This is a genomic window from Desulfovulcanus sp. (assembly GCF_982781345.1).
In genome coordinates, this window is the sequence record NZ_CEYAEZ010000001.1 from 65,714 (window position 1) to 87,982 (window position 22,269).

The window sequence follows — 22,269 nt, forward strand, 5'->3', positions numbered from 1 at the left end:
CGGTCGTCCACAGAGCCTCTCTCCGCAGGCGTAACTTCGGACAGTTTCTGCCCTACGCTTGACAATCGTCTTTCAACTCCCCTTTAAAAAGGAGAGGCTGCTCGGCGGATTTCCTAAACTCTAGATTTTTGACTTTAAACTCCACACTCTCTTTAGTTTGAGCCAAAGTTAAATTAAATGAACCGGGCGTTGTTAATCTTTCTTGAATTAAGATTTTTTGAGCATCCACCATTGTTGGGCGATGGAGAGTATGTTATTTACCAGCCAGTAGATCACCAGCCCAGATGGAAAATTCATGAACAAGAATGTAAATATTATTGGCATAAAGAGCATGATTTTGGCCTGGGTCGGATCCCCTGGAGCAGGCGTCATTTTTTGTTGGATAAACATAGTTGCGCCCATAATCAAGGGGGTAATGTAAAAAGGATCTTTCGCTGATAGGTCTGCCAGCCAGACTATGTCGGTAAAAGGTAGATGATAGATAAACGGTGCGTGGCGAAGCTCAATTGCCCCAAGCAGCGCTTGATACAAAGCAAAAAATACGGGAATTTGAATGACCATGGGCAAACAGCCGCCTGCGGGATTGACTTTATAAGTTTTATATAACCGCATTAATTCTTCATTCATTTTTTGTCGGTCATCTTTATATTTCTCCCGGATTTTGGCCATCATCGGTTGCAGCTTTTTCATCTGGTTCATTGACTGATAACTTTTTTGCGATAGGGGCCAGAATATGAGCTTGATGATGATGGTCAGAATAATGATAGCTACACCGTAGTTGCCTGTATAGTTATAAAAGAAATTAAGAACCTTGATTAAAGGTTTGGCAATAATGTCAAACCAGCCGTAATGAATGGCTGCTTGAAGGTCAGCCGGGGCCTTACTTAAATATTTATCATCTTTGGGACCAAGGTAATAGGTACAAGAAATTTGGGACTGCATATTACCCGCAACCTGGATATTCTGACTTAAAGCCAGACGATAGATGTTCTCTTCCAGTTTGGTCTTGAAGGTCATGTCTGTATCGCCAGGAATTAGACTCAGGAGAAAATAATTGCTGGTAATAGCTCCCCACTTGACAGGTGGGTCAATTTTAAGACCAAGTTTTAAGTCATCTTCATCGCTTTCCTCATATAACCCATCTTCATTGAAATAGGCTATGCGGGTTGGGTTATAACGATCCCCTTCTTTGCTAAGGCTTGGGCTGGATATGATAAAAGATAGTTCACCCGGGGCTAGATTAGACGTCAGGTTTACGACCTGCAGGGTTTCTTTTATCTGATAAGAGTCTGCATAAAAAGTTAACTGTCGGTGGAATTCAAGACTACCCAGTCTGCCTACAAAGGTCAGTGTATGGGTTTGCCCGGAGCTAAGGTTTACATCATTACCATTAGTTGACCACTCAGCGTTGATCCAGGTGGGTATTTTGTTCCACACAATACCCAGTGGGCCTTTGGGCAAGGCTTCTGGTGTAATCAAGTCGATATTCGGTGCGTCGGCCTTTATGCTCTGTTTGTATCTTTTAAGGATAAAATGTTCTAAAATTCCCCCTTGTGAATTGAACACCGCTTTGTACAAGGGGGTTTCAACGGGTATTTTTTGCCCCCTGGCCGGATTAAATACGAGGGGAGAATCAGTCTCGACAGCGGATGAACTGCTTGGCTCGGTTTTTTTAGTCTCTTGGGGTGTTGTTTTTTGGATCCGAGTCTGGTTGACTGAGTTTGGTTTTGGGGGAACAGGTGGGAAAAGCCAGTTCCAGAGAACCAAAACAGCTAGTGACAAGATAACAGCAGCGAGTACTCTTTTATTATCCATCGGCTTTATTGCTCCTAAAAATTGTCAGTTTATCAGGGACAGGGTCGATGCCCCCTGAGAATAAAGGGTTACATTTTAAAACACGCAAAAGGGAGAGGATCAAACCTTTACAAATCCCGTGACGCGTTATTGCTTCCCGGGCATAATTTGAACAAGTAGGATAGTAACGGCAACATGGATGATAGAGGGGAGAAATAAACTTTTGATAAAGCGAGATGCAAGAAACAAGGAATGTACGCATATTTTTTGTGACTCGTGAACCGTAATTCGTGATTTACAAAAAAATAAACAAATTTTGACTCGAATAAAAAAAGGCCACGAATTTCGAATCACGGGTTATGGTTTTTTTCTATGGCATTAATTACTGCAGCGAGTTCGTGTTCGACTTTGTGTAGGTCCAACTTATCCAAATCTTTTGTTTTTTTGGGCACAACAACAATATCAGCGCTCAAATTTATTTCATTTTGATGTAGGCGAAAGAATTCTTTAATCAGTCTTTTAAGGCGATTTCTTTTCACTGCGGAGCCAATTTTTTTGCTGACCGCAATTCCGAGTCGCCAATGCCCCAGATCCTGGGGGAGAACAAAGAGAATAAAATGTGCTGTAAAATAACGACGGCCCCTGGAATAGCATGCAAGATACAGGGGCCGTTTAGTGATCCTAAATTTTTTGGGAAAAGTTAGACGGCTAATCTTTTCCTACCCTTTGCCCTTCTTCTGTTAATCACTTTGCGTCCGTTTTTTGTCCTCATACGGACCAAAAATCCATGGGTTCTTTTTCTTCTAGTCTTACTTGGTTGATAAGTTCTCTTCATTTTTTCGCTCCTTCCAAAAAAGTAAATTCACAAATTAAACTCAAAAAAGGACTTAGTCAAGCGGTTATGTTGGGTGAAAGCGTAGTTGGATGGGTGAATTTTTACATTATGCCTTCCAGGTGCAAGAGAGTTTTTTTTAATTCAAGGCCCGGCCCAAAGCCTCCCAGGCCTTTTTGGGCAATGACTCTATGGCAGGGGATAAGTAAAGGCCAGGGGTTGTGCGCCATGACTTGTCCAACCGCTCTGGTGGCCTTTGGCTTACCGCACATTTGGGCCAGTTGACTATAAGTAACTACTTGGCCAAACCCAACCCGTGTCAGCAGGGTCGACAGAACTGTTCTGGAAAATGGCGAAACCCTCTCCCAAAAAAGTGGGGCCTCAGGCCATGTTACTGGTTTTTGAGCTTCATAATCGGCCACGTTTTGGGCGATAATTTTAGAATAAGGATGGTAATAAGAACATGAAGGGGTGTTTGCTATATTTTTTCTAGTCCTGGTTATCGCGGTGGTATAAATCTGTCCTTTTTTCCAGCTTACCTTAAGGGTAAAAAAAGAATTGCCAAAAATTTCATATACCATGTACTTGTTCATTCTTATCTACCAAACTATCTTTTCCCCTTTTCATCTTCTTCAGTTTCTGAGTCTGTGACCGAACCATTTTATCAAGTCAATTTCCATTGTTCATTCCTGTCTTGGTTTCTTTCATGCTGGTACAAAGACTTGGACCCATCTAAAACTTGCTTGCGGACAGAGCATAATGGGATATTTTGGGTGAACAAATATTTTTTTATTACCGATAGTTATGGTTAGTGTCGCATAGTATTTAGCCCATTCACCCCGATGCTCTCCTTTTCCGCAAGCTTCGTTAAGATTGGGTTAACCAAGCCGTTTGTAATGCATTTCAGAAGCCAAGACTTTCAATCAGTGGTTAAAATAGGGTTTGGTCATAGACTCTTCCCATCTTCCTAACTTCCCCTACTTACTCTCCAAACCAGGGGGGGATGGTATCGGGGTGCAAGGATTTGCCTTGCCAGAGATTTTTATCGGCCAAGGTCTGCTTGATTTTTTTCAAAATAATATGTTTTTGACTGGCCCAGTCAGGTGCTAAGAGTTCGTTAGGAGATGGGTCGCCGTTTAAACGGTGGATGACTATATCTGGTCTGAGAGAAAAAAGGGCTTGTTCGAGCCAGAAAATATACTCGTCCATGCCTAGCGGTTTGTAGACACCTGTGCGCCATAGTTTGGCCAGAGGGGTATCTTTACAAATATAGAGGTTATGAATTTTGATGCCTGATATAGGCAGGTTGTTTAAAAAATCAATGGTTCCCAGGAAATCTTCCAGTGTTTCTCGGGGTAGGCCAGCAATGACATGGGCGCAAGTTTTGAGGCCCATTTTATGGGCAAGAGTGGCGGACCTGGCAAAGTCCTCGGCTTTATGTCCCCGGTTGATAAGCTCTAAAGTACGATTATTGGAGCTTTGCAGGCCCAGATCTAACCATATTTCCTGGAAGGGGTAAGAAGCTAAAAGGTTTAATTTATCTTTATCGAGGCAATCAGGCCTGGTTCCGAGACATAAACCGACTAATCCCGGTAGATTTTTTAGCTGCTCAAGTATCTCTTCAATTTTTTTTAATGGTCCGTAAGTGTTTGTATATGATTGAAGATACGCCAGAAATAGTTTGGCCTTATATTTTTTTGAAAATTTTTCTTGCCAAAATAAATATTGTTCTTTCAAGCTTAAGCCTTTGGCGCCTAGTCCGGTACCAGACCCCTTTGGGTTGCAAAAAATACATCCGTTTCTGGAAATTGTACCGTCTCGGTTGGGACAGGAAAATCCAGCATCTAAAGGTATTTTTTGGACGCGTTCGCCAAAACGAGTGCGCAGGTAAGTTGATAAGCTGTAATATCGGTTCATGGCTCCTGGCAAGGGCTAAGAGATATAGGCAATAGACAGAGTGGATGTTAGGGTATAGGCGCAAGTTCGTCAAACACGGCCGTGAAGCGCTTTTAAATTATCTTGCTAGCGTGACCAGAAAAGGTTAAAGCGCTATGACGAAGGAGTTTTCATTACTCCGTGAGAATAAAGGCTTGATGCATAGTTTTTTGGCGCTGAGTGTTGAACAGATTTCTGATGTTTGGTAACCTGTGATTTGAGGTTCTTCAATTTTGAGAGACATTGGGTTCTGGGATTTTAAGACCCGTAGTCTAGAGGCTGTTTTTTATGAATACGTTAAAATCTAAATCCCAAAAAGAGGAGATATATGCCTAGGATTTTAGATAAAATTTTTGGGGCCTTTTCCAATGATTTGGCCATTGATCTTGGGACTGCCAATACCTGCGTGTATGTCAAAGGTAAAGGTATAGTATTAAGAGAGCCTTCGGTAGTTGCGGTAAAAAAAGATCATAAAGGAGTGAACAAGGTTTTGGCCGTAGGTCAAGAGGCCAAAAGGATGCTGGGCCGCACGCCCGGAAATATCACCGCGATCAGGCCCATGAAAGATGGCGTGATTGCAGACTTTGAAGTTACTGAAGCCATGCTCAGGCACTTTATTTCAAAAGTGCACAACAGTAGGCGCCTTGTACGGCCCAGGATTATAATTTGTGTTCCGTCCGGGATAACCCAGGTGGAGAAAAGGGCAGTTAAAGAATCGGCCCAGAGCGCTGGAGCCAGAGAAGTATACCTCATTGAGGAGCCCATGGCTGCGGCCATAGGAGCTAATTTACCTATTACGGAGCCGACTTCAAACATGGTTGTGGATATTGGTGGAGGCACAACCGAGGTAGCTGTAATTTCTCTTTCTGGAATAGTGTATAGTCGTTCCGTACGGGTAGGTGGAGATAAAATGGACGATGCCATTCGTCATCATGTCAAAAGAAAGTACAATATGCTCATTGGTGAGAGTACTGCTGAATTGATCAAGACAACTATTGGCTCCGCATATCCTTTGGAACAAGAGCTTGAGATGGAGGTAAAGGGTAGAGATTTAGTCTCGGGCATTCCTCAAAATATCACCATAACCTCAGAAGAGATCCGTAAGGCTATTGCTGAACAGGTAGATAGTATTGTTCAGGGAGTACGGATTGCACTGGAGCAGACTCCTCCAGAATTGGCGGCAGATATAGTTGACCGGGGAATAGTTCTTACGGGTGGCGGAGCTTTGCTCAAAGGGTTAGACCAGTTGCTTAGAGAAGAGACTTCCTTGCCAATTACAGTTGTAGATGATCCCCTGTCCACTGTGGTTCTCGGTTCGGGAAAAGTCCTGGATAATTTAGAAGTGCTTAAGGAGGTAACGGTAGATTAGTCCTTTAACTTTTCGGCCCAAAAAAATTTTCTGGTCTCTGCTTCTTACCTTTATTCTCTATTTAAGTTTATACACTTGGAACTGGAAAACGCATTTTTTAGATCGCTTAACTGCCTATACTGGCCTGGAAGTAACAGGTTGGATATTGGCTCCTGGTAAGTGGCTGCATTCCAGGGCCCGGCATTTTTGGGAGCACTACTTTTACCTTGTTGGAGTTAGGGAAGAAAATGAATCTTTGCGCAACGAGGTGGACAGGCTCCGTCTGCTTCTGGCGTTTTCCGAGGAAAAGGTAAAAGAAGCAGCCCGTCTGGAAAAGTTGCTGGGCTTTAAACCACCTCCCAAATGGGATATGAAGGGGGCCCGGATAATCGGGCACAAGCTTGGTCCTGGCGGTGTACTGGAAACCGTTCTTATTGATTTGGGCAAACGAGACTCTGTTCAACTTGACCGTCCCGTGATTACTCCCAGGGGAGTATTAGGGAGGGTTTTTAAACTTGGACTGAATTTTTCGTCTGTATTGCTTATTACCGATCCTAACAGCAGAATCCCGGTTATTAGTTCAGAGTCCAGAGTTCCAGCCATAGCCATTGGCCAGGGTCCGACAAAACCTCTGACAATAGCCTATGTTCCGCAAAATGCTCCTTTAAAGCAAGGGGACATTTTTATTACCTCTGGTTTAGCCGGTATATTTCCTAAAGGTTTGCCTGTTGGCCGAGTAACCAGAGTTTTACGTTCAGATGTTTCACTGTTTCAGGTTGTAGAGGCCGAGCCGATGGTTCAGGCAAGTTCACAGGAAGAGGTTCTACTCATATGTCCCCATATCCAGGTTCAGGGTTCAGAATCTGCTCAGAAATCCAATCCATGAATCCTTTTTGTTTTTGGCTCGGTTATTTTTTTTTATGTATCTGGGGTCAAGAACTTGTCCCAGGCACTGATTTTTTCAGTCCGGGTCTCCTGGTTTTGCTCCAATTTAATCGTCTGAAGTCTGCCATATTTCTGGGTATCGTGGTTCTGTTTGTCCAGGAGGGAGTAGGAAGTCTAAACTTTGGGCTGATAATTCTTCTGGAACTAGGGCTGTTTTTACTTTTTGTTTTAGGTACCTGGCTGCTTACACCTACAAATTTGTTTTTTGTCTTCGGGTATTTTTTGGGCCTGACTATATATCGGTCAATTCTTCTCTATATTTTGGGCAACTTACAGGAAATTGTCGTTGATTTTTTTTCCATAAAAATGTTTGTAATCCAGTTGGTAGTTTATTTGGGTATGTGGGCGGTTATTTTTCCAGCATATAAAAAACTATTTGGCCATGAGCCTGTTCAATAGTAAAAAAAAGTGGGAAAGGGATTTTGGTCCCTATTTGATTTTGGTCCTCATATGGGGACTGTTTTGTGTCTTTGGATTAAGGCTTTGGTATTTGCAAATTTATAAAGGTGAGTTTTTTGCCCAGAAGGCAAAAGATAACCGTTTGCGCAAACAGTCTATATATGCTCCACGCGGCCTGATCATGGACCGCAAGGGGAAGCTTCTTGCCATTAATGAACCGTCATATAGTTTGGCCATTGTTCGCGAGGATTGCCCTGATATCGATAAGACTCTGCTTCAAGTGAGTAAATGGACAGGTGTTCCTTTTGATGAGCTCAAAGCTAATTTTGAACGTGGACGAAGACGGGTAAAGTCTTTTGAACAGCAAATCATCATCCCCAATTTGTCTTTTGAAGTCTTAGCCAAGATTGAGGCCTATGCTCCACGCTGGCCCGGCTTGAAAATCATGGTCAGACCCAGAAGAAAATATTTGCAAGGTCCGGTATTTGCCCATGTTTTAGGTTATGTGGCTCAGGCAAGTGAAGAAGAGCTGAACAAAGATCCTGAGCTAGCCTTGGGAGATAATATAGGCAAGCAAGGTCTTGAATACGTCTTGGAAAAAAGACTTAGAGGTAAAAAGGGCCTGAAAAGGATGGAAGTAGATGCTGTTGGTCGTAGCTTGCACGAAGAGGTGATCCGTCCTCCCCAGCCAGGAGAAGACATTCATTTGAGTTTGGATCTTGAACTGCAGAAAAAGGTCTATGAATTGATGGAGGGCAGGGCCGGGGCAGTAGTGGTCATGGAGCCTGATTCCGGCCAGATTCTTTCTTTGGTTAGCAGCCCCAGCTACGATAACAACCAATTTGTGCAAGGTATTTCAATAGAAGATTGGCGCAAACTAGTTAAAAGCCCACTACATCCTTTGCAGAATAGGTGTATTCAAAGTGTCTATCCTCCAGGCTCAGTGTTTAAACTTGTCGTTGCCGCTTGTGGATTGTTTGAGAAAAAAATTGATCCGGAAGAAAAGATTTATTGCTCAGGTGCATATCGTTTAGGCCGGCGGGTTTTCAGATGCTGGAAGAAGCATGGCCATGGGCGGGTAGATTTTACGCGTTCTCTGGTGGAATCATGTGATGTTTATTATTACCAATTAGGAGAAGTACTAGGGGTGGATAAAATCTCCACTTTTGCCAGAAAGTGTGGATTTGGCCAGCTTACGGGCATTGATTTGCCTCATGAGAAGAGAGGATTGATCCCTGACCGGAACTGGAAATTGAAAAGATTTAAGGAACCTTGGCAGGGTGGAGAAACTTTGAATATGTCTATAGGGCAGGGCTATACTCTTGTTACACCTCTTCAAGTAGCCAGGTTTGTGTCTGCGTTAATTAACGGGGGCAAATTATATAAGCCCTCTTTACTGAGTGAAGAATCAAGGGCCAAAGCAAAAGGCTTACCATTTGCGGATGATATTCGTCAGAAGATTATCCGGGCCATGATTCGGACGGTTGAAGATGACCACGGTACTGCCAGGCGGTTGAGAAAGGATGGTATAATTATAGGAGCCAAGACCGGCACAGCTCAGGTAGTAAAGCTTTTGAGCGAATATGAGGAAAAAGAGATCGAGGAGATTCCCTACCGCTTTCGCGATCACGCCTGGATGGCCAGCTTTGCCAAAAAAAGAGATAGAAGCTATGTGGTCGTTGCTATGGTCGAGCATGGTGGTCATGGCGGTTCTGCTGCTGGTCCCATTGTTCGCGCTATCTTTGATTTTATTTTTGATCAATGGAAACGAGGTGGGTGAATGGGCAGATTGCTTTCTCTCATAAACCCAACTACCCATTAACCCATGAACACTTACACCCATTTACCCACTAACCCATTAACTCAGCTACCCAATTATGTTTGATCGCCGTTTAGTGCAGCACATAAACTGGAGTTTATTGGGGCTGGCCTTGATATTGTTCGGGGCCGGAGTGCTCAACCTTTATTCAGCCAGTGCTTTAAGGGTAGAAGGAGGGTTAACCCTGACACCTTTTTACATGAGGCAACTGGTCTGGGGGGGAGCTGGGTTTCTTATTATGCTTCTGATAATGATAATTGATTACAGGCATTTAAAATCTTTATCTTGGTATCTTTATCTCCTGACTATTATTCTTCTTCTTTGCGTACCAATCTGGGGTAAGACTATTTATGGAGCAAAAAGATGGTTGGGCCTTGGTTTTTTTAATTTTCAACCCAGTGAAATGGCCAAAGTGAGCGTGCTAATCTTGGGGGCAAAGGTATTGACGAAAACTGAGGATGTTCTTGGATGGCGAGATTTGGTCAAGGTTATGAGTGTGGCCTTGCTGCCTGCAATACTAATCATCAAACAGCCTGATCTTGGGTCGGGGCTGATCCTGATTTTGATTTTAGGGGGAATGATTTTATATAAGGGGTTAAAAAAGAGGGTTTTCAAAACCCTGTTGATCATGCTTCCCTTGCTGCTCCCATTAGCCTGGAATTTTTTACACGATTATCAGAAGGAGCGCATCCTGACTTTTTTAAACCCTGAGCGTGATCCTTTAGGCTCAGGGTATCATATTATTCAATCTCAGATTGCCATTGGTTCCGGAAAATTTTGGGGCAAAGGTTTTTTAGAAGGTACCCAGAGTCAACTACGCTTTTTACCGGAAAAACATACGGATTTTGCCTTTGCGGTGTTCGGAGAAGAATGGGGGTTTGTTGGTTCTATAATCTTACTCATCTTTTTTTGTTCTTTTTTGTATCAGATTTTTTTAGTCTCTCAGGAAGCAAAGGATAAGTTTGGAACTTATCTGGTAATCGGAGTGTTTTTTTATTTTTTTTGGCAGGTTTTAATCAATATGGGCATGGTCCTTGGTCTTATGCCGGTTGTTGGTATTCCCTTGCCTTTTATAAGTTATGGAGGTAGCGCATCTTTGGTTAACTTTTGTTTGATTGGCTTGGTCATGAATGTGTCCATGCGTAAGTTTATGTTTAAGTCAGGGTGAGTTGAGTAGTTGAGTGGTTGAGTAGGTGAGTAGTTCATGCAGTAAATAACTACTGGCTAGTTTGCCATGCGAATAAACCACTTAATCATAAAGGAGTCTATATGGCTAAAGACGAGATAAATGCTTTTTTAGGGACAGGGACTTTTTATGAAGGCAAGCTGGCGTTTGAAGGCACAGTGCGTGTAGACGGTGAATTTCGTGGAGAGATTGAATCTGAGGGAACCTTGGTTGTGGGTAAAGAAGCCCTAGTCAAAGGGAATATTAAAGTAGGCCAGATAATTGTCAGCGGACGGATTGACGGTGATGTTTCGGCCAAATCTAAAATGGTCATGTACAAAGAGGCAAAATTTTTCGGTACTCTCACAACCCCTTCGTTGATGGTGGAGGAAGGAGCAATTATTCAAGGTCAAGTGAATATGGCCAAAGAAGATAAAGAAGAGGACCAGGGTTAAGTTTTTTAATAGTTGGGAAAAAATTTGTGAAATGGTTAACAAGCCTTGTGTGACAAGGGTTTTCGGGCAATTTTTAGCCTAAAATTTATGAAAAATGCTTTGACACAAGTCTTGAAATTAGCTAAAGGCGCAATGACTTTGAACAAAAATTCACATACTCTGAGGGGGCATCATGATTGAACTAAACATTACCTTTTTCATTCAATTGGTTAATTTTTTGATTGTTTTGCTTGTGTTAAACCTTATTTTGTATCGCCCAATCAGGGGGATCATTAAAAAGCGGGCAGAGGTGATGGCTCAAAGGCTGGAAGAGATTGAGCGTTTTACTGCTCAGGCTTCAGAAAAGATGACTGCATATGAGCAGGAGTTGGATAATGCCCGCAGGCAAGCTCAGGAAGTACGTATGAGCATGAAGGAAGAAGGGTATGCTGAAGAGAAGAAACTCGTTGAGGCTGCTTCAGCTGAGGCTGGTTCAATCTTGAAGGCCGCCAAGGAAAAGATTGCTTCTGAAAAGAAATCAGCCATCGCGGCCCTTAAAGAACAAGTCGATAAGTTTGCCCAAATGGCCGCTGAAAAGATTTTGGGGCAGGCCTAAAATAAATTTGGAAAAGGAGGGCAGTGTTTTGAGAAAAATATTCAGAATTAGCATGGCCGTGGCTATGCTCTTGCTCATGGCTGGGATAGCGGTGGCTTCTGAGCACGGTGGCGGGGGAGATTCTTCAAAGTGGATGAATCTCGTATACCGGGTAATAAATTTTGTCATTGTGGTCGGGATTATTTACAAGCTTATGGGTAAGAGGATTGCTCAGTTCTTCTCCAGTCGGACTTATCAGATCGAGACCGAGCTAAAAGATCTTGATGCTCGTCGAGATGAGGCTGAGAAGAAGTTGAAAGAAGTCGAGCGCAGGATCGCAAACCTGGAGCAGGAGCGAGAGGAAATTTTAGCAGCAGCCAGGGAGCAGGGCGAGGCACTTAAGGCCCAGATTATTGAAAAGGCCAAGCAAACAGCTGAACAGATTAAAGCTCAGGCAAGGTTGTCAGCTGAACAGGAGGCCAAAATGGCTTATGAAGCAGTTAAAGCTGAGTTGGCTGACAAAATTGCCGAAGCTGCAGAAAAAATAGTTAGCGAAAAGTTGACTGAGGATGGTCATAAGGCATTAATTAACGATTATTTAACAAGGGTGGTGCTAAATTGACAGGTAACATAGTAGCCAGAAGATATGCGCGCGCTCTCTTTGCCATCGGCGAGACGCAAGGTAAAGAAGAGCTTGCAGCTTACGGGAAAGGCCTTGCTGAGCTTGTCGATGTCTTGGAAGGTGCGCCAGAGCTGTTTAAGGTTTTCCGCAATCCGGTTTTTAGTGTGGAGGAAAAAAAGGCTGTCCTGGACAAAGTTTTGGACAGGGTTAAGCCTGTGCCCATGGTTAAAAACTTTTGCTTTTTGCTGGCCGACAAGGACAGGCTGGCTTTTCTGCCAGACATACAGGTTTATTTTAATCAACTCCTGGATATGGCTCAGGGCGTTGTCCGGGGTGAGATGGTCACAGCCATTGATCTGGCAGACGAACTAAAGCAAGAAGTTGTGGAACAATTGGAAAAGCAGTCCGGCCGCAAGATTATCTTGGACTACAGTGTAGATCCAGAGATCTTGGGCGGACTTGTGCTGAAGGTGGGGGACAAAGTTTTAGATGCCAGTATTAGGGCGCAAATCGAAATTTTGAAAGAAAACATCAAGAGGGGTGAGTAGTGGCTATGCAAATAAAAGCAGAAGAAATCAGCCAGATCATTGAGGAGCAGATTAAGAACTACGAAAAGCGGGTTGAAATGAGTGAAACCGGTGTAGTTCTGTCTGTAGGTGACGGTATTGCCCGTGTTTATGGTGTTGAAAACGCCATGGCCATGGAGCTTTTGGAATTTCCTGGCGGTGTCATGGGCATGGTTCTCAATCTGGAAGAAGATAGTGTTGGTGTAGCCTTGCTTGGTGAAGACACAGAGATCAAGGAAGGAGACGTTGTTAAACGGACCGGTAAAATCGTTCAGGTGCCAGTGGGCGATGCTGTTAGGGGTCGTGTTATTGATCCTCTGGGTAATCCACTGGATGGACAAGGTCCAATTCAGGCCTCAGAGTTCAGGCTTGTTGAAATCAAGGCTCCCGGTATTGTTGCCCGTAAGTCAGTCCATGAGCCAATGTACACCGGTCTTAAGGCTGTCGATGCCATGACACCTATTGGGCGGGGACAACGTGAGTTGATCATTGGTGACCGTCAGGTTGGAAAAACCGCCATTGGTATTGATGCAATCCTGGCTCAGAAAAATTCCGACATTCACTGTTTTTATGTGGCCATCGGCCAGAAGAAATCTACAGTCGCCCAGGTTGTTGATACCTTACGTAAGCATGGGGCCATGGAATACACTACAGTAATTTCTGCTACTGCATCAGAGCCTGCACCATTGCAGTTTATTGCGGCCTACACAGGTTGTACCATGGCTGAATATTATAGAGATAACGGCAAGCATGCCTTGATTATCTATGATGACCTGTCCAAGCAGGCTGTAGCATACAGACAGATGTCCCTTCTTTTGCGTCGTCCTCCCGGACGTGAAGCTTTCCCAGGTGACGTATTTTACCTGCACTCAAGACTTCTGGAACGCGCAGCTAAGATGAGTGATGATCTGGGGGCAGGCTCACTTACTGCTTTGCCTATCATTGAGACCCAGGCTGGTGACGTTTCCGCATATATTCCTACCAACGTTATTTCTATTACTGACGGTCAGGTTTATCTTGAACCTAACCTCTTCTACGCCGGTATTCGTCCTGCTATTAACGTTGGTCTGTCAGTATCCAGGGTTGGTGGTGCTGCTCAGATTAAGGCCATGAAAAAGGTTGCCGGTACCCTGCGTCTTGACCTGGCCCAGTACAGGGAATTGGCAGCTTTTGCCCAGTTTGGTTCAGATTTGGACAAATCTACTCAGCAAAAACTTACTCGTGGTGAAAGGTTGGTTGAACTGTTGAAGCAGCCTCAGTATCAGCCAATGCCTGTAGAAGAGCAGGTTATCTCTCTATATGCCGGTACTAGAGGGTATTTAGATGACATCCCTGTTGAAGCTGTACGCAAGTTTGAAGATGAACTTTTAGATTTTATGCGTAACCAGAAAGCTGAAATCTTGAATGAAATTGTTGAAACTCAAGATTTAAGCGCAGAGTTGGATAAAAAAATCGCAGCTGCTATTGAGGAATTTAAGAAGACCTTTAAGGCATAAGAATAGGAGAGATAAATGGCTTCATTACGGGACATTCAGCGAAAAATCGGTGCGGTCAAAAAGACCAAGCAGATTACCAAGGCCATGAATATGGTGGCCTCGGCTAAATTGCGCAACGCGCAACTGCGCATCGAACGCTTTCGTCCCTATGCTGATAAATACTATGAAATAATAGCAGATCTATCCTCTCGGGCTGATGCCAGTGTGCATCCCTTATTGGAAAGGAGAGAGACCGTAAAAAATGTTGGTATCATTTTGGTCACCTCCGATAAGGGATTGTGTGGAAGCTTCAACACCAATTTATGTGTGAAGGCCGAGAAGCTGGCTAGCCAGAAGCAGGCTGAAGGAAAAACAGTTAAATTTATCTGTATAGGGAAGAAAGGTCGGGACTACATCCGCAAAAGAGGCTTTGAGATTATTGATGCCAAAGCGGATGTAATGAATAATTTTGACTTTCAACTCGCCAACGACATTGGAAATGAAATAATTGATAGATTCATTGCAGCAGACCTGGACGAAGTTCAGATAATTTACGGTCAATTTGTGACCGTGATTAGGCAGGAAGCCAAGGTAGCCCAAATACTACCTGTCGAATCATCCACTGAGACTGTCCAAGAAGGACCATCAAGCGAGTATATTTTTGAGCCATCAGTGGAAGGGCTTTTGGCTGAGCTACTACCAAGGTATATCAAGGTCCAGGTTTATCGTGGCCTGTTAGATACTTCGGCCAGTGAACACGCAGCACGTATGACGGCAATGGACAATGCCACCAAGAACTGCGATGAATTGGTTCATGATTTGACCCTGGCCTATAATAAAGCCAGACAGGCGACCATTACGGCAGAGCTAATGGATATAGTTGGCGGTGCAGAAGCACTAAAACAAGGATAATAGGGGGCAAAAATAAATGAGTGCACAAAATATAGGAAAGATTGTTCAGGTCATTGGACCTGTTGTCGACATTGAGTTTCCGGAAGGCAAACTACCCAATATTCTCAATGCGATATATATTACTAACCCAACTATTGATGACCAACCTGATAATCTGGTTGTAGAGGTTGCTCAGCATCTGGGTAACAATGTTGTCCGCTGCATTGCTATGGACACTACAGACGGCTTGGTTAGGGGGATGGAGGCAAAGGATACCGGTAACCCCATCATGGTACCTGTTGGTAAGGCTTCTCTGGGAAGAATTCTTAATGTTGTTGGCCGTCCGGTGGATAACAAAGGCCCGATCAAGTCAGACAAATATTATCCTATTCACAGACCAGCGCCGGAGTTTACAGAGCAGAGCACTAAAATTGAGGTTTTGGAAACCGGAGTAAAAGTTATTGACCTCTTGGTACCATTCCCCAAAGGTGGTAAAATGGGAATGTTTGGCGGTGCCGGTGTTGGTAAGACAGTTATCCTGATGGAAATGATTAATAACATCGCCAAACAGCACGGTGGTATATCCGTTTTCGCCGGTGTTGGTGAGCGTACCCGTGAAGGAAACGACCTGTATCACGAAATGATTGATGCCGGCGTTATTGACAAAGCTGGTCTGATTTACGGTCAGATGAATGAGCCTCCAGGAGCTCGTGCACGTGTTGCTCTGACAGCTTTGGCATGTGCTGAGTACTATCGTGACGAAGAAAATCAGGACGTACTTTTGTTTATTGACAATATCTTCCGTTTTACTCAGGCTGGTTCTGAGGTATCCGCTTTGCTCGGTCGTATGCCTTCTGCGGTTGGTTATCAGCCTACATTGGGTACTGACCTTGGTGAACTTCAGGAAAGAATTACCTCTACTACCAAGGGTTCAATCACATCGGTTCAGGCTGTATATGTACCTGCTGACGACTTGACAGACCCTGCTCCAGCTACAACATTCTCGCACTTAGACGGTACAATCGTTCTTTCCCGTCAGATTGCAGAGCTCGGTATTTACCCTGCTGTGGATCCTCTGGACTCTACTTCACGTATTCTTGATCCAAACGTACTGGGCGTAGAGCACTACACTGTTGCTCGCGAGGTCCAGCAGATTCTCCAAAAATATAAAGATTTGCAGGATATTATTGCTATTTTGGGTATGGATGAACTTTCCGACGAAGATAAGCTCACTGTAAGCAGGGCCAGAAAAATCCAGAGATTCCTGTCTCAGCCTTTCCATGTTGCTGAGCAGTTTACTGGTAAGCCTGGCCGTTATGTAAAATTAGAGGATACTATCAAAGGCTTTAAAGAAATCATAGAAGGTAAGCATGACGATGTACCTGAGCAAGCCTTTTACATGGTTGGCTCAATTGACGAAGCCCTTGAAAATGCCAAGAAAATGTAAATAGGGTGAGGATATATGGCTAACTCAATAAAATTAGAAATAGTGACACCGGATCGCAAACTTCTTTCCGAAGAAGTTGAATATGTCGGTGCACCCGGGATTAATGGTGAGTTCGGTGTCCTGCCCAATCACATTCCTTTTTTGTCCGCTTTAGGCATTGGCAGCCTTTATTATAAAAAGAACGGCAGAAACTATTATGTCTTTGTTGCCGGTGGATTTGCAGAAGTTACTCCGACAAAGGTCTCTATCCTGGCTGAGATAGCTGAAAAGGCTGAAGAGATTGATGTTGAGCGCGCTCGCAAGGCTAGAGAAAGAGCTGAAATGAGACTAAGAGAGCAAAAAGATCGTGAAGCCTATGCCAGGGCGAAGGCTTCACTTGCCAGAGCACTGCACAGGATGAAGTGCCGTGAATGTGCTGAAGAGGCAGGCACCTGTATGTAGAAGAAAGAACTAACTCATCTGTGAGAAAGGTGATTAATAGCTAGCAAAACATGGGGATGGGTAGAAAATGAAAAACGTTTAAAAAACGTTTTTACACTGGAATTATCTCTATCCTTCCCCAAAGCTAGACATTTGAATGTACCAAGCAAGCCCCGCTATGCGGGGCTTTTTTTTGATGGACAGAATTAAACTTAAAATTTAAAGTTTAAGGTTAATGGGGGTTGAATTTAGCAAGTTTTGTTGTTTAGCTGTGCTAATAATTGTCAATAAAATTAAATGGTTGAGTCAATGATTTTTTTGTATTTTTAATTTCAATTAACTTTAAACTTTAAATTTTAAACAAGGTTCGAAGTTATGCTTAGTCAAAAAAATATCGGTGCTCTTATCTTGTCAGCAGGCAAGGGTACAAGGATGAATGCAGAAGGGCCAAAGGTGTTACAGACCATTTTAAAAGAACCAATGCTGGCATACGTATTAAAAACTTTAGAAAAGGTGGTTGGCGAGAATATCTGGCCGATAATTGGACACCAAGCCATCAAGGTTGAGCATGCCTTCCCCAAGTACAAGGGTAGATTTATCCTGCAAAAGGAACAATTGGGCACAGGCCACGCCGTGCAAGTTGCCTGGCAAACTGTTTTGGAGGAACAGCTTGATTGGGTGTTGGTCGTTAATGGAGATACCCCACTTATACCAGAAGAGAAGCTGGAGGAATTGACCAGGCTTTGCTTAAGCGAGAATGCAGATATTGGGATTCTGACCATAACCTTGGATGAACCAGGAAGCTACGGGCGAGTGATAAGAGATGATCAGGGTAATGTTCATGCCATAATAGAGGCAAAGGATTTTGATCATAGTAAATTCGGTCAGGAAGTAAAGGAAGTCAATGCAGGTGTTTATCTTCTAAAAGTCGATGCTGTTCATGATTTGCTGGCAAAATTGGATAATAAGAATAGACAAAATGAATATTATATCACTCAATTAATATCTCTGGCATCGGAACAGAAGAAGAAAATTCTTGGCTTAAATTGTGGGGGAAATACAGAACTTTTGGGAGTGAATACCCCGAAGGAGCTTGTGATACAGGAAGAAACACTGCGTAAGAAAATAGTAAACAAATGGCTTGATAAAGGTGTTATAATTCGCAGCCCGGATTTTGTACGAATAGGTCCGAAGGTACAACTTGAGCCCGGAGTAGAGATAACTGGACCGGTTGAGCTTTATGGGTCTTCTAAGATTAGTCGGGGAGCGGTCATAGAATCTCACTGCTATGTAGAAAACAGTAAAATTTGTGCTGCACATGTATTTTCATTTTCGCACATTGTCGAGACAGATATAGATGATGAGGTGAATATTGGCCCATTTGCCCGGCTTAGACCCGGTACCAAAATCAAAAAGGGGGCCAGGGTGGGCAATTTTGTTGAAGTCAAAAAGAGTGTTATTGGTTATGGGAGCAAAGTTAATCATTTGAGCTACATAGGTGATAGTGAAGTTGGCGAGAAGGTAAATGTCGGTGCCGGGACGATTACCTGTAATTATGACGGCCAGGATAAACACAAAACTATAATTGAAGACGGTGCCTTTATTGGTAGCAACACAGCCCTGGTGGCCCCGGTCAAAGTTGGTGCCAGGGCCCTGATTGGAGCCGGCTCAACTATTACCAGAGACGTGCCGGAGAATAATCTGGGAATTGCAAGAGCTAGGCAAAAAAATTTAAAGAGAAGCTAGGTTTATCAAAAGAGTCTGTGCCCAAACCCCATTTTTTTAACTACCAGATTAGAACTCCTGGCTTCTTGTGGCTGGGTAAGCCCTGGCATTTGCATCAGCTTGAAAGAAATCAGGATAGAAAAATTATGAAAGATAGTCCTCTTAAGCAGGGTTTGGCACAGTCTCAAAATGAATTGTGGGGACAGAGTTTAAAGAAATCAGAATAAATTGATTACTAAAATCAATAGGTTAAGAGGAAGTGTCACCTTAGTTCGATTGAAAAAGAAAAAATTTGCTTGAAAAAAAGCAACAATATGATTATCTATAAACAGAATGGACGTGATAGCTCAACTTAGTAAAAAAATTGAGGCTGTTATTGAGGCTAATAAGCGTTTACGTGAAGAAAATCAGTCTCTTATTAAAGAGCTGAACGAAGAAAGGCAAAAAAACGCACAAGTTATGGCCAGAATTAATAGCCTATTGAAAAAGATTGAAGATGCACATATAGATTAATTAATGCCTGGCTATAATTTAAATGTTCTTGGTCTTGAGGTCGCTTTTAAAACCGATGTTGGACCTGATCGTGTTAAAAAGGCAAAGGCATTAATTGAGGAGCGATTCCAAGAGTTAGAAAAGCGAGGAAGGAAGTTAAGCAAAGAAAAGTTACTCATATATTTAGCGTTAAGCCTGGCCGATGATTATTTACAGACCAGTAAGCGGTTAGAAGAACAGGAAAAAGCACTGGCCAAGCTTTTACATAGATTAGAATGCCATGATGAATAAAGATATCTCAACAAGCGGAGATATAAAATTTCCTGGAAGGTGCGTGATTGTGTACATTTATTTTGAGCCAACACAGCCGTTACGGGAGCCGTTGTGCAGCTCCGGTGTGCATGCCCTCTTTTAGAAGAGGGAAGCCTAAAGGGGTTGCTTTGGCGCCCACCTATACATGTACGCGGTTCAAAATAGATCACAACACGGCCTTCCGGGGATAAAGATAAGTACCCCTTCCTAGCTTTCAACTCTTTAATCCCTCCTTTTTTTAATTCGTTAAAAATTATTAAATGCGTTTAAGTCCGTGCTTTATGCTGTAGGTGTCGCTGCTTGGAAATTTTTATATTTTTCGAGTAGTTTCACTGATACATTTATGATAATGACCTTGTAAAAGTCGGAGGATGAGTTGTTAAATCAGCTCAATGCTCATGTGTTATTTAGTTTTTAAATTTATCTTAGGGACAAGATAAAGTAATAGCCATTTAAAATGCCGTTAAGTCACGAATTACAATTGATTATGCAAACAGATGAAATAATTTAAAATAGAAGTAATAAAAGTAAGGAGTGAACTATGATTAGTAGTATAATAATAACTGCCTTTATATGCCTGGGGCTGGGTGCCGTGGCTGGGATCATGGCCCAGAGATATTTCTTGAATAAGGAACTCAAAGAAAGCCAGAAACTTGCTGACAAGATTTTAGAAGAGGCCCGTAAAGAGGCAGCCGCGCAAAAAAAAGAAGCCCTGCTTCAAGCCAAAGATGAGATTTTTAGGCAGAAAAGAGAGTGGGAAAGAGAAGTCAGGGAGCGAGAAAGGGAGTTAAAAAAGCAAGAGCAACGGCTGCAGGAAAAGGAGGAGCGCCTGGAGCATAAGCTGGAGAAAGTGGCCCAAAAAGAAAGCGAGGTTGTGGCCTGGGAAAACAGGCTGGCCAAGCAGGAAAGAGCATTGGAAGATAAGCAAAGTGAGTTGCAAAAGCTTATTGAAGACCAGTGCAAAAAGCTGGAGGAGATTTCCGGTCTTACAATAGAAGAGGCCAAGGCAAGGCTAATGGCTGAAATTGAGAGTAAAACCAGGCATGAGGCAGCCAAAATGATAAGGGTCATTGAGATGGAGGCCCAGGAAAAGGCAGCGAAAAGAGCCCGGGAAATTTTGGCCACAGCTGTTCAAAGATATGCAGGTGAATATGTTGCTGAGAATACTGTTACTGCGGTGGAGTTGCCCAGCGAAGACATGAAAGGCAGAATTATAGGCCGTGAGGGTAGAAATATCAGGGCCTTGGAGGCTGCAACCGGAGTGGATCTAATTATAGACGATACGCCGGAGACAGTTGTCTTATCAGCTTATAGTCCCTTAAGGCGTGAGGTTGCTCGCCAGGCCCTGGAAAGGCTGATCAGTGACGGGCGGATTCATCCGGCTAGAATAGAAGACATAGTGCGCAAGGTAGAACAGGAGATGGAAGTCAAATTGCGCGAAATTGGTGAACAAGCCACTTTTGATGTGGGCGTGCATGGTATTCACCCCGAATTAGTGCGGCTTTTGGGACACCTGTATTATCGGACCAGTTTTTCTCAGAATGTATTACAACATTCACTTGAAGTGGCCTTTTTATGCGGAATTATGGCTGCTGAATTGGGTGTAGATGTGAAGAAGGCAAAACGGGCAGGGCTCCTTCATGATCTGGGTAAAGCTGTTGATCATGAGGTAGAAGGCCCCCACGCTTTGATTGGAGCAGACCTTGCCAAAAAATATGGTGAATCTAAAGAAATTGTTCATGCCATTGCAGCTCACCACGAGGATGTTGCTCCTGCTTCTATCCTGGCAGTCCTGGTCCAGGCTGCGGACAGTTTATCCGGCGCAAGACCAGGAGCAAGAAAGGAACTCCTGGAGAATTATGTCAAGCGGTTGGAAGAATTGGAGAATATAGCTACCAGTTTTGAGGGAGTAAACAGGGCATATGCCATTCGAGCTGGCCGGGAACTTAGAGTCATGGTTGATTGCGATCATGTGGATGACGATAAGACATATCTCTTATGCAAAGATATTGCCCAGAAGATCGAGGACAACATGACATATCCGGGTCAGATAAAGGTGACAGTGATTAGAGAAAAACGAGCTGTGGGCTATGCTAAATAACTAAATAAAAAATCGCTCATTAGATAACCACGAAAGTTGAGATAACCAGAACACTGGTTAATGGATTTTACTTTGCAAAAGAGAATGGAACGGAAAAGAATACTCTTCCTGGGCGATATTGTGGGCAAGCCCGGACGAAAGTGTATAAAAAGGCACTTGCCGGAAATAAAGGAGAAATTTTTTATTGATCTGGTTATAGCTAATGCTGAAAATGCTTCAGGGGGCTTAGGGCTTACATCCAAGAACGCCAAGGAACTCCATAATGCAGGGATTGATATACTAACTTCTGGCAATCATATCTGGAAATATAAAGAGATAAATTTGTTTTTGGAGGAAACAGATTGGCTTCTGCGGCCTTTAAATTATCCATCGGGTGCTCCGGGCAAAGGTGTGCATATTTTTGAAAATTTTTGGGATAGACCCCTGGCCGTCCTGAATTTGCAAGGGCGTGTTTTTATGGAGGCCGTGGATTGTCCATTTAGAACGGTTCAAGAGGCTATTGAGAAATTGCCCGCAGATATACCGATTATTGTTGACTTCCATGCCGAAGCTACTTCTGAAAAGAGGGCCATGGGTTATTTTCTTCAGGGCAGGGTTACTGCATTGATAGGTACTCATACCCATGTTCAAACCAATGATGCCCAACTCATGGCCGGGACAACAGGCTATATAACCGATGTGGGGATGTGTGGTCCAAAGGAATCGGTTTTAGGCATGGAGCCCGGTGTTATCCTGCAGAAATTTCAAACAGCAAGACCGGTTCGGTTTGAATTGGCCAAAGGCTCGGTTGAGCTGAATGGTGTGATCATAGATTTTGATTTGCATACAGGCCATTGTCTGGATATCCAGGTATGGAAATTTGAACAGACTAATTAAATTACTCAACTTTCTGAGTTAATTTGCGAGCGCATTTTCTTCAATGCTAACAAAGACTTGGATACATCTAAGGCTT

At 43.3% G+C, this 22,269-nt stretch carries 24 protein-coding genes and 1 other RNA gene; 19 read left to right on the forward strand and 6 right to left on the reverse strand.

What is annotated here, in order from left to right; translation table 11 throughout:
- Nucleotides 1–207: 207 nt before the first annotated feature.
- The 6 genes from yidC to mnmL form a co-directional block, all read right to left on the reverse strand.
- Nucleotides 208–1,815: a membrane protein insertase YidC gene (yidC, locus tag AC3WVG_RS00325; RefSeq protein WP_488796193.1), complete on the reverse strand. Its 1,608-nt coding sequence runs from the start codon at nucleotides 1,813–1,815 to the stop codon at nucleotides 208–210.
- Nucleotides 1,808–2,056, reverse strand: a complete 249-nt coding sequence (gene yidD / locus AC3WVG_RS00330; protein ID WP_488796194.1) for a membrane protein insertion efficiency factor YidD — start codon at nucleotides 2,054–2,056, stop codon at nucleotides 1,808–1,810. Before yidD ends, yidC begins: the two co-directional genes overlap by 8 nt.
- Before the next feature lie 88 nt (nucleotides 2,057–2,144).
- Entirely contained in the window at nucleotides 2,145–2,507 is a 363-nt protein-coding gene (gene rnpA, locus AC3WVG_RS00335) for a ribonuclease P protein component (RefSeq protein ID WP_488796214.1), read from the reverse strand.
- A complete protein-coding gene (gene rpmH / locus AC3WVG_RS00340) occupies nucleotides 2,495–2,629 on the reverse strand; it encodes a 50S ribosomal protein L34 (protein ID WP_252380448.1) in 135 nt (44 codons plus the stop codon). The genes rnpA and rpmH overlap by 13 nt, the downstream gene beginning before the upstream one ends.
- A gap of 101 nt (nucleotides 2,630–2,730) precedes the next feature.
- Entirely contained in the window at nucleotides 2,731–3,219 is a 489-nt protein-coding gene (locus AC3WVG_RS00345; RefSeq protein ID WP_488796195.1) for a methylated-DNA--[protein]-cysteine S-methyltransferase, read from the reverse strand.
- Nucleotides 3,220–3,607: 388 nt separating this feature from the next.
- A complete protein-coding gene (gene mnmL, locus AC3WVG_RS00350) occupies nucleotides 3,608–4,543 on the reverse strand; it encodes a tRNA modification radical SAM protein MnmL/YtqA (RefSeq protein WP_488796196.1) in 936 nt (311 codons plus the stop codon).
- Between the two features lie 346 nt (nucleotides 4,544–4,889).
- Between mnmL and AC3WVG_RS00355 the strand changes: the two genes are divergently transcribed.
- From AC3WVG_RS00355 to AC3WVG_RS00445, 19 genes are all read left to right on the forward strand, one after another.
- Nucleotides 4,890–5,930, forward strand: coding sequence for a rod shape-determining protein (locus AC3WVG_RS00355; protein ID WP_289510082.1), 1,041 nt, complete (start codon nucleotides 4,890–4,892; stop codon nucleotides 5,928–5,930).
- Nucleotides 5,931–6,075: 145 nt separating this feature from the next.
- The gene (gene mreC / locus AC3WVG_RS00360) at nucleotides 6,076–6,795 is read left to right on the forward strand and encodes a rod shape-determining protein MreC (protein WP_488796197.1); all 720 of its coding nucleotides are present in this window, start codon (nucleotides 6,076–6,078) and stop codon (nucleotides 6,793–6,795) included.
- Nucleotides 6,792–7,253, forward strand: a complete 462-nt coding sequence (locus AC3WVG_RS00365; protein WP_488796198.1) for a hypothetical protein — start codon at nucleotides 6,792–6,794, stop codon at nucleotides 7,251–7,253. Before mreC ends, AC3WVG_RS00365 begins: the two co-directional genes overlap by 4 nt.
- Entirely contained in the window at nucleotides 7,237–9,033 is a 1,797-nt protein-coding gene (gene mrdA / locus AC3WVG_RS00370; RefSeq protein ID WP_488796199.1) for a penicillin-binding protein 2, read from the forward strand. The genes AC3WVG_RS00365 and mrdA overlap by 17 nt, the downstream gene beginning before the upstream one ends.
- A gap of 97 nt (nucleotides 9,034–9,130) precedes the next feature.
- Nucleotides 9,131–10,240, forward strand: coding sequence for a rod shape-determining protein RodA (rodA, locus tag AC3WVG_RS00375; protein ID WP_488796200.1), 1,110 nt, complete (start codon nucleotides 9,131–9,133; stop codon nucleotides 10,238–10,240).
- A gap of 101 nt (nucleotides 10,241–10,341) precedes the next feature.
- Nucleotides 10,342–10,692 (forward strand): bactofilin family protein, encoded by a 351-nt coding sequence (locus AC3WVG_RS00380; protein WP_488796201.1) that lies wholly within the window; start codon nucleotides 10,342–10,344, stop codon nucleotides 10,690–10,692.
- A gap of 172 nt (nucleotides 10,693–10,864) precedes the next feature.
- Nucleotides 10,865–11,287: a F0F1 ATP synthase subunit B gene (locus AC3WVG_RS00385; protein WP_488796202.1), complete on the forward strand. Its 423-nt coding sequence runs from the start codon at nucleotides 10,865–10,867 to the stop codon at nucleotides 11,285–11,287.
- Between the two features lie 28 nt (nucleotides 11,288–11,315).
- Nucleotides 11,316–11,888, forward strand: coding sequence for a F0F1 ATP synthase subunit B (locus AC3WVG_RS00390; RefSeq protein ID WP_488796203.1), 573 nt, complete (start codon nucleotides 11,316–11,318; stop codon nucleotides 11,886–11,888).
- Nucleotides 11,885–12,436, forward strand: a complete 552-nt coding sequence (atpH, locus tag AC3WVG_RS00395; RefSeq protein ID WP_488796204.1) for an ATP synthase F1 subunit delta — start codon at nucleotides 11,885–11,887, stop codon at nucleotides 12,434–12,436. Before AC3WVG_RS00390 ends, atpH begins: the two co-directional genes overlap by 4 nt.
- A gap of 5 nt (nucleotides 12,437–12,441) precedes the next feature.
- Nucleotides 12,442–13,950: a F0F1 ATP synthase subunit alpha gene (gene atpA, locus AC3WVG_RS00400; protein WP_488796205.1), complete on the forward strand. Its 1,509-nt coding sequence runs from the start codon at nucleotides 12,442–12,444 to the stop codon at nucleotides 13,948–13,950.
- A 15-nt stretch (nucleotides 13,951–13,965) separates the two neighbouring features.
- Entirely contained in the window at nucleotides 13,966–14,841 is an 876-nt protein-coding gene (locus AC3WVG_RS00405) for a F0F1 ATP synthase subunit gamma (RefSeq protein ID WP_488796206.1), read from the forward strand.
- Between the two features lie 16 nt (nucleotides 14,842–14,857).
- Nucleotides 14,858–16,267, forward strand: coding sequence for a F0F1 ATP synthase subunit beta (gene atpD, locus AC3WVG_RS00410; RefSeq protein ID WP_488796207.1), 1,410 nt, complete (start codon nucleotides 14,858–14,860; stop codon nucleotides 16,265–16,267).
- Nucleotides 16,268–16,282: 15 nt separating this feature from the next.
- Complete coding sequence (locus AC3WVG_RS00415) at nucleotides 16,283–16,708, forward strand: F0F1 ATP synthase subunit epsilon (RefSeq protein ID WP_488796208.1); 426 nt, start codon at nucleotides 16,283–16,285, stop codon at nucleotides 16,706–16,708.
- Nucleotides 16,709–17,062: 354 nt separating this feature from the next.
- On the forward strand, nucleotides 17,063–18,433 hold the full coding sequence (gene glmU / locus AC3WVG_RS00420) for a bifunctional UDP-N-acetylglucosamine diphosphorylase/glucosamine-1-phosphate N-acetyltransferase GlmU (protein ID WP_488796209.1): 1,371 nt from the start codon (nucleotides 17,063–17,065) through the stop codon (nucleotides 18,431–18,433).
- A 318-nt stretch (nucleotides 18,434–18,751) separates the two neighbouring features.
- The gene (locus AC3WVG_RS00425) at nucleotides 18,752–18,925 is read left to right on the forward strand and encodes a hypothetical protein (protein WP_488796210.1); all 174 of its coding nucleotides are present in this window, start codon (nucleotides 18,752–18,754) and stop codon (nucleotides 18,923–18,925) included.
- 3 nt (nucleotides 18,926–18,928) lie between these two features.
- A complete protein-coding gene (locus AC3WVG_RS00430; RefSeq protein ID WP_488796211.1) occupies nucleotides 18,929–19,195 on the forward strand; it encodes a cell division protein ZapA in 267 nt (88 codons plus the stop codon).
- A 26-nt stretch (nucleotides 19,196–19,221) separates the two neighbouring features.
- Nucleotides 19,222–19,408: non-coding RNA, 6S RNA (ssrS, locus tag AC3WVG_RS00435), on the forward strand.
- A 349-nt stretch (nucleotides 19,409–19,757) separates the two neighbouring features.
- Nucleotides 19,758–21,317: a ribonuclease Y gene (gene rny / locus AC3WVG_RS00440; RefSeq protein ID WP_488796212.1), complete on the forward strand. Its 1,560-nt coding sequence runs from the start codon at nucleotides 19,758–19,760 to the stop codon at nucleotides 21,315–21,317.
- An 84-nt stretch (nucleotides 21,318–21,401) separates the two neighbouring features.
- Nucleotides 21,402–22,193: a TIGR00282 family metallophosphoesterase gene (locus tag AC3WVG_RS00445; RefSeq protein ID WP_488796213.1), complete on the forward strand. Its 792-nt coding sequence runs from the start codon at nucleotides 21,402–21,404 to the stop codon at nucleotides 22,191–22,193.
- Nucleotides 22,194–22,269 lie beyond the last annotated feature (76 nt).